This window comes from Stenotrophomonas terrae, assembly GCF_001431465.1.
GTDB lineage: Bacteria > Pseudomonadota > Gammaproteobacteria > Xanthomonadales > Xanthomonadaceae > Stenotrophomonas > Stenotrophomonas terrae.
Genome location: NZ_LDJJ01000087.1, coordinates 1 through 7,742 on the forward strand (window position 1 = coordinate 1; position 7,742 = coordinate 7,742).

The 7,742-nt window shown below is 62.8% G+C and carries 6 protein-coding genes; 3 read left to right on the forward strand and 3 right to left on the reverse strand.

Features of this window, described 5'->3' with window-relative positions; translation table 11 throughout:
* Positions 1–163: 163 nt before the first annotated feature.
* Positions 164–928: a bifunctional demethylmenaquinone methyltransferase/2-methoxy-6-polyprenyl-1,4-benzoquinol methylase UbiE gene (gene ubiE, locus ABB27_RS18395; RefSeq protein ID WP_057630672.1), complete on the reverse strand. Its 765-nt coding sequence runs from the start codon at positions 926–928 to the stop codon at positions 164–166.
* Between the two features lie 92 nt (positions 929–1,020).
* Between ubiE and ABB27_RS18400 the strand changes: the two genes are divergently transcribed.
* Positions 1,021–1,473, forward strand: a complete 453-nt coding sequence (locus ABB27_RS18400; protein ID WP_057630674.1) for a nucleoside deaminase — start codon at positions 1,021–1,023, stop codon at positions 1,471–1,473.
* 119 nt (positions 1,474–1,592) lie between these two features.
* Positions 1,593–1,844: a hypothetical protein gene (locus tag ABB27_RS18405; protein WP_057630676.1), complete on the forward strand. Its 252-nt coding sequence runs from the start codon at positions 1,593–1,595 to the stop codon at positions 1,842–1,844.
* Between the two features lie 528 nt (positions 1,845–2,372).
* Here the strand turns inward: ABB27_RS18405 and smeE are convergent.
* Positions 2,373–5,519 carry a multidrug efflux RND transporter permease subunit SmeE gene (gene smeE, locus ABB27_RS18410; protein WP_057630678.1) on the reverse strand — a complete coding sequence of 1,049 codons (3,147 nt, stop codon included), beginning with the start codon at positions 5,517–5,519 and terminating at the stop codon, positions 2,373–2,375.
* A 12-nt stretch (positions 5,520–5,531) separates the two neighbouring features.
* Positions 5,532–6,716 carry an efflux RND transporter periplasmic adaptor subunit gene (locus ABB27_RS18415; RefSeq protein WP_057630680.1) on the reverse strand — a complete coding sequence of 395 codons (1,185 nt, stop codon included), beginning with the start codon at positions 6,714–6,716 and terminating at the stop codon, positions 5,532–5,534.
* 230 nt (positions 6,717–6,946) lie between these two features.
* Here ABB27_RS18415 and ABB27_RS18420 point away from each other — a divergent pair, with 230 nt between their 5' ends.
* Positions 6,947–7,618, forward strand: a complete 672-nt coding sequence (locus ABB27_RS18420) for a TetR family transcriptional regulator (protein WP_057630682.1) — start codon at positions 6,947–6,949, stop codon at positions 7,616–7,618.
* Positions 7,619–7,742: the final 124 nt, after the last annotated feature.

Here is a 7,742-nt window from a genome sequence, read left to right on the forward strand (position 1 = left end):
AAAGGGAGGGCTCAGCTCCCCAGCGCGCCAACCACCACTGTAGTGCCGAGCCATGCTCGGCAGGGGCGTTACCAACAAAGCCAACGACTAAAAAACCACCACCCCACATACGAAAAAGGCGGCCAATGGCCGCCCTTTCCTCAACACATCCAGCAACCAAGCCTCAAAGCTTGTAACCGGAGTGGATCGAAACAATACCCGCGCTCAGGTTCTTGTAATGGCAGCGGCCAAAACCGGCCTCGCTCATCATCGCCTTCAGCTCTTCCTGCGGCGGGTGCTTGCGGATGCTCTCGGCCAGGTACTGGTAGCTGTCGGCATCGCCGCGCGCGAACAGCTTGCCCAGCTTCGGCAGCACCTTGAACGAATGGAAGTCATAGATCGGCTTGAACCAATCCACGGTCACTTCCGAGAACTCCAGCACGCGCGCCTGCCCGCCAACCTTCAGTACGCGGTACATCTCGCGCAGCGCCGCTTCCTTGTCGGTGACATTGCGCAGGCCGAAGGAAATGGTCACCAGATCAAAGCTCTGGTCCGGGAACGGCAACGCCTCGGCGTTGAGCTGTACCCACTCGAAGCCCGCGACCTGGCCGCGGTTGGTCAGCCGGTCACGGCCCACCGACAGCATGCCGGCGTTGATATCACCCAGCACCACACTGCCTTCGGCGCCGATGCGCTCCTTCAGCAGCACCGCGATATCGCCGGTACCGCCAGCCAGATCCAGCACCCGGTCACCCGGCTTCACCTGCGCGGTGGCTACGAAGTAGCGCTTCCACAGCCGGTGGATACCCAGGCTCATCAGGTCGTTCATCACGTCGTAGTTGTCGGCCACGGAAGTGAACACCTGGCCGACAAGCTTCTGCTTGTCCTTGGCCGGTACATCGCGGAAGCCGAAGTGGGTGGTGCCGGTCTTGTAGGGGGATTCGCTCATGGCGCCGATTATCGCACCGACAGCCCGATTGCGGCGCCGGCAGGCTGAATCCGGCCGTTATGATGGCCCGCACAGCACCATGAGGACCCTGCATGATCACCACCCCGGATTACCGCGCCCTGCTTGAAACCGCCATCACCGAAGCCCGCCAGGGCCTGGCCGAAGGCGGCATCCCGATTGGTGCGGCCCTGTACCACAACGATGGCCGCCTGCTCGGCTGTGGCCACAACCGCCGCATCCAGGAAGATGACCCGTCCATCCACGGTGAAACCGACGCCTTCCGCAAGGCCGGCCGCCAGCGCGGCTACCGCAACACCATCATGGTCACCACCCTGGCGCCGTGCTGGTACTGCAGTGGGCTGGTGCGGCAGTTCAACATCGGCACCGTCGTGGTCGGCGAATCGGTCAGTTTTGCCGGCGGGATCGACTGGCTCAGGGACAACGGGGTCAAGGTGATCGACCTGAACGACGCCGGCTGCATCGAGATGATGGGCCGCTATATCGCCGAGAACCCAGACGTCTGGAATGAAGATATCGGGGAATAACCCGGCCGAATATGAACAGCCACCCTGTCGTCTCATCAGGGAATAAGACGCTGTAGCCAGATCGTAAGAAAAACAGCGTTATGCTCGGGGTACAGGGGCACTGCCATCGAGGTGAAGCGATGTATACGACGCCCATCCAAAACAGCAGTCGCCGATCACTCCAGCTTGCTGGGGAGCAATTGCGACAGCAGTACGCACAACATCGCTGCACGGCACCGTTCTGGGATGCTTACCAACAGGTTCAACGCGACCTGGTAGCTGCCTTCCCGGAACATCAGGCCGAGTTATGCAACCGCTTGGCGGTATTCGCCCAGCGTTTGGGCGCGGTTGAAAAGGCTCAGTTACTGGAGCTTGCGGAACACGAAGTGTAAGAAGAACCGGGCCTGGCCCGGTTTTTTTTGCCTTGTTTTGTAGTGCCGAGCCATGCTCGGCAGAGGCATTAGCGGTGAAGCCCCTGCCGAGCATGGCTCGGCACTACGCCCTCTCCCTTTTTGGGCCGAAGAATCTGCCCCCTCCCTTTGGCCGAAGGCCAAGGGGAGGGCTGGGGAGGGGTTGGCTCTTGAGCCTTTCCGGCATTGCCTGCTTCGCGGCTTACGCCGCTCCTACAAAGCTCCGGATGTGCTGGGAAAGCCCCTGCCGAGCATGGCTCGGCACTACCTGACTGGTTTCTTTGTGGGAGCGGCGTAAGCCGCGAAGCTCGCATCGCTGAAATCACCACGATGTGGGTCATCTGATCAATCGCCAGCTTCGCGGCTTATGCCGCTCCTACAAAACCGCAGATGCGCTGGGAAAGCCCCTGCCGAGCATGGCTCGGCACTACGCCGCTCCAACAAAATTACAAAACGGCCAAAAACAAAAGGCGCCTTTCGGCGCCTTCTGCATTTCACTGCCCTGCCCGCTTACTGCTGCGGCAGGTCGCCGTTCTTGGCCAGTTGCTTGCGGTTGAATACCCGCTGCACCACCACGAAGAACAGCGGGATGAAGAACAGGCCCAGCAAGGTGCCGACCACCATGCCGCCGAGCACGCCGGTACCGATGGCGCGCTGTGCACCCGAACCGGCACCGGAGGCGATTGCCAGCGGCAATACGCCCAGACCGAACGCGAGCGAGGTCATGATGATCGGACGCAGACGGTCGCGGACCGCATGCATCGTCGCTTCGATCACGCCCGCACCCTTCTCCAGATGTTCCTTGGCGAATTCGACGATCAGGATCGCGTTCTTCGAGGTCAAGCCTACCGTGGTCAACATCGCCACCTGGAAGTACACGTCGCGCTCCATGCCGCGCATGGTGTTGGCCAGCACCGCGCCGAGAATACCCAGCGGCGCAACCATCAACACCGCGGTTGGCACGCTCCAGCTTTCATACAGTGCAGCCAAGCACAGGAACACAATCAGCAGCGACAGCGTGTACAGCAGCGGCGTCTGCGAACCGGCTTCGCGTTCCTGGTAGGACACGGCCGTCCATTCGATGGTGAAGCCCGGCGGCAACTGCTTGGCCAGCTTTTCCACTTCCAGCATGGCGTCACCCGAGGCCACACCCGGTGCGGCTTCGCCCTGGATTTCCAGTGCGGAGACACCGTTGTAGCGCTCCAGGCGCGGCGAGCCGTAATCCCAACGCTGGCTGGCGAAGGCCGAGAACGGCACCATCTCGCCGGCGCTGTTCTTCACCGTCCACAGGTTGAAGTCTTCCGGGTTCATGCGGAAGGGATCATCCGCCTGCACGTAGACGCGCTTGACCCGGCCACGGTCGATGAAGTCATCGACATAGCTCGAACCCCAGGCAGTGGCCAGGGTGCCGTTGATCGCATCCAGCGACAGACCATGCGCGCCGGCCTTGGCCACGTCGATGTCCAGACGCAGCTGCGGGGTGTCGTCCAGACCGTTCGGGCGCACATTGGCCAGCAGCTTGCTCTGCCCGGCCGCACCCAACAGCTGGTTGCGTGCATTGACCAATGCATCATGGCCGGCGCCGCTGTTGTCCTTCAGGAAGAAGGTGTAACCCGAGGCGATACCCAGCTCCGGCATGGCCGGCGGCGGGAAGGCGAAGATGAAGGCATCCTTGATCTGGCCAAGGGCGGCCATCGCACGGCCGGTGATCGGGCCTACACCCTGGTCGGCACTGCGCTCGCTCCAGTCCTTGAGCTTGACGAAGGCCATGCCCGAGTTCTGGCCCATGCCCGAGAAGCTGAAGCCCTGCACCGAGAACACCGATTCAACGGCGTCCTTCTCGTTCTTCAGGAAGTGGTCTTCCAGCTTGTAGATCGACTCCAGGGTACGTTCCTGGGTAGCACCCACCGGCGCGTTGACCAGCGCCATCAGGATGCCCTGGTCTTCGTTGGGCAGGAACGAGCTGGGCAGGCGTACGAACAGCAGGCCCATCACCACCGCCAGCGCCAGGAACACCGCCATGAAGCGGCCCGGACGGTTGAGGATGCCGCGTACGCCACGCTGGTAGGTGCCGCTGGTGCGGTCAAAGCCGTTGTTGAACCAGTTGAAGAAGCTGCCCGAGATGCCCTTGTGCGCAACGTGGTGCTCGCCCTTCTTCAGCGGCTTGAGCATGGTGGCGCACAGCGCAGGGGTCAGCACGATGGCGACCAGCACCGACAAGGCCATCGCCGACACAATCGTTGCCGAGAACTGTCGATAGATGACGCCAGTGGAGCCGCTCATGAAGGCCATCGGCACGAACACCGCCGACAGCACCAGGCCGATGCCGACCAGCGCGCCGGTGATCTGGCTCATCGATTTGCGGGTGGCTTCCAGCGGCGACAGTCCTTCCTCGGACATGATGCGCTCGACGTTCTCCACCACCACGATGGCGTCATCCACCAATAGACCGATCGCCAGCACCATGGCGAACATGGTCAGCATGTTGATCGAGAACCCCAGCACCGAGAGGATGCCGAAGGTACCCAGCAACACCACCGGCACGGCGATGGTCGGGATCAGGGTGGCGCGGAAGTTCTGCAGGAACAGGTACATCACCACGAACACCAGCACGATGGCTTCAAGCAGCGTCTTGACCACGCCCTTGATCGACACCTTCACGAACGGGGTGGTGTCGTACGGAATCACCGCCTTCAGGCCGGCCGGGAAGTTGGCACGCAGTTCGTCCAGGGTCTTGCTGACGCCCTCGGCGGTTTCCAGCGCGTTGGCACCGGTGGCCAGGGTGATGGCCAGGCCCGAGGCCGGCTTGCCGTTGTAGCGGGTAACGAAGTCGTAGGTTTCCGCGCCCAGCTCGACGCGGGCTACATCGCCCAGTTTCAAGGTGGAGCCGTCGAGTTCAGTGCGCACAACAATGTTGCGGAACTGCTCCGGCGTCTGCAGGCGGTCCTGCGCGTTGATGGTGGCGTTGAGCTGCTGGCCCTTCACCGCCGGCGCACCGCCCAGCTGACCCACCGCAACCTGCGCGTTCTGCGCCTGTACCGCGGCGGTCACTTCGCTGACCGATACCTTGTAGGTCTGCAGCTTGGTCGGATCCAGCCAGATGCGCATGGCGTACTTGCCGCCGAACACCTGGATCGAGCCCACGCCCGGCACGCGGCTGAGCGGGTCGACGATGTTGGAACCCACGTAGTCGGAGATGTCGTTCTCATCCATGCTGCCGTCTTCGGAGACGAAGCCCAGCACGTTGAGGAAGCCCGAGCTGGACTTGGCGACGTTGATGCCCTGGCGCTGCACTTCCTGCGGCAGCAACGGCATGGCCAGCTGCAGCTTGTTCTGCACCTGCACCTGGGCGATGTCCGAGTCGGTGCCGCTCTGGAAGGTCAGCGTGATGCTGGCCTGGCCATTGGAGGAGCTGTTGGAGGAGAAGTACATCAGGCCATCCAGGCCCTTCATGTTCTGCTCGATGATCTGCGTCACCGAATCCTCCACCACCTTGGCCGAAGCGCCCGGGTAGTTGGCGGAAATGGACACCGCAGGCGGCGCGACCTCGGGATACATCGAGATCGGCAGCTTGATCATGGCCAGCGCACCGGCAAGCATGATGATGATGGCAATGACCCACGCAAAGATGGGCCTGTCGATAAAGAAGCGAGCCATGTATTTCTCCGCTTACTGCTTGTCGGCCGGCGCCGCGGCAGGCGCGGCGGCAGGCTTGGCGGCTTCGGCACCCTTCTCGGTGGCCTGCACCGGCATCCCCGGGCCAATCTTCTGCAGGCCTTCGACGATGACCTTGTCGCCGGCCTTCAGGCCGTCTTCGACCAGCCACTTGTCACCGATGGTGCGGCTGACCTTGACCGGGCGAACGGCAACCTTGCCATCGGCATCGACCACCATCGCCGAGGTATCACCCTTGGGATCACGCGCAATGCCCTGCATCGGCACCAACAGCGCGTTCGGGCGCACTCCGCTACCCAGCACCGCACGCACGAACATGCCCGGCATCAGCATCTGGTCCGGGTTTTCGACCCGCACGCGCATCAGATAGCTGCCGGTGGTCGGGTCGACGCTGACTTCGGAGAACTCCAGCTTGCCCTTGTGGGCATAGGTGCTGCCGTCTTCAAGCACGATGTCGACCGGCAGTTCCGAGGCGCCTTCCAGGCGGCCGGCAGCCAGTTCGCGGCGCAGCTGCAGCAGCTCGGCCGAGGACTGGGTGACGTCGATGTAGATCGGGTCGAGCTGGTTGATGGTGGCCAGCGGCTCGGCCTGGCCAGCGCTGACCAGCGCGCCCTGGGTAACCGAAGACTTGCCGATCTGGCCGCTGATCGGTGCGGTGATGCGGGCATAACCCAGCGTCACATTGGCGGCATCCAACGAAGCGCGCGCGGCCAGCACATCGGCCTCGGCCTGCTTCCAGGTGGCCTGCGCGTTTTCGTCATCCTGCGCGCTGATCACCTTGGACTTGACCAGCTCGGCACTGCGGCGTGCTGCCAGGCGGGCGGCGTTGGCGGTCGCTTCGGCGCGGGCCAGCTGCGCACGGGCGCTGTTGGCCTGGGCGCGGTAGGCGGCGTCATCCAGCTGGTACAGCGGCTCACCCGCCTTGACCACGCTGCCTTCGGTGAACAGGCGCTTGGCGATGATGCCGCTGACCTGCGGGCGCACTTCGGCAACCTGGTAGCCATTGGCACGGCCAGCCAGTTCGCGGGTCAAGGTGACGGTTTCCGGCTTCAGCGTCACCACCGTGACCTGACCGGGACCACCCTGCTGCGGCTGCTCACCGCCGCCCTTGCAGGCAACGAGCGCAACGGATAGTGCGAGAGAAAGCGCGACAAGACGGTAGCGACTGATAGCAGGCATGGGAGAGGAGCTCAATGAGGAAAAGTGGCGCTCGAGGATCGGCGGAACATGGGATATGCAGTCGCATACCCCTCCATACCGCATACGTTACGGGTACAGCGGTGGCAACCGCCACCACTACACACAGCATCGACACCCTGCAGAGCAAGCTGCGGAAATATACATACATACACGCATGTTTGTAAACGGCTACAATTCAGGCCGGTTTCATCCAGCATTTGCACAGCGCAATGGCCAGAAAGACCAAACAAGAGGCATTAGCCACCCGCGAAGGCATCCTGGATGCCGCGCTGGCCTGCTTCCATGAACATGGCGTTGCCGGCACCTCGCTGGCGGCGATAGGCGAGCGTGCGGGGTTTTCCCGCGGCGCGGTGTACTGGCACTTCAAGAACAAGAGCGAAGTGCTGGAAGCGATGATCAACCGCGAGCGTGTGCACTTCATCAACCGCCTGCGCCAGGCCTACTCGCCCGACCGCATCACCCCGGTACAGGACCTGCGCTCGGCCATGCTGATCTCGGTCAGCGAAATCGCCCGCGACCAGCGCCTGCGCGACATGATGGAAATCATGCTGCGCAACGACCTGTCGGCCGAAAGCCTGGCCATGCAGCAGCTGCAGCGCGACAGCGTGGACGAGGAGATGGATATTTTCCGGCGCGCCCTGCTGCGCGCACAGGAACTGGGCCAGCTGCGCGACGGCGTCAACATCAATACCCTCGCCCGCATCCTGCACGCCTGTCTGGTCGGCGTGTTGTACGGCGCAATGCTGCAGCCGGAGCATTTCGATCTTGAGGGCGACAGCCGCGAGACGATGGATGCAATGCTGAGTTACTACGTGACCCCGGGTGTCTTCGTCCCCGGCACCGAACCGCTACCGCTGCCAACCCCCGACCCAGCGGCCTGAACGCCGGTCGCAGACGCGTGGTTGTTGTGGGAGCGGCGTAAGCCGCGAAGCAAGCGAAGGCTGAAGCTGAAGCCAAAGCCAAAGCCAAAGCAAAAGCAAAAGCAAAAGCACCCCTCCCAACCCT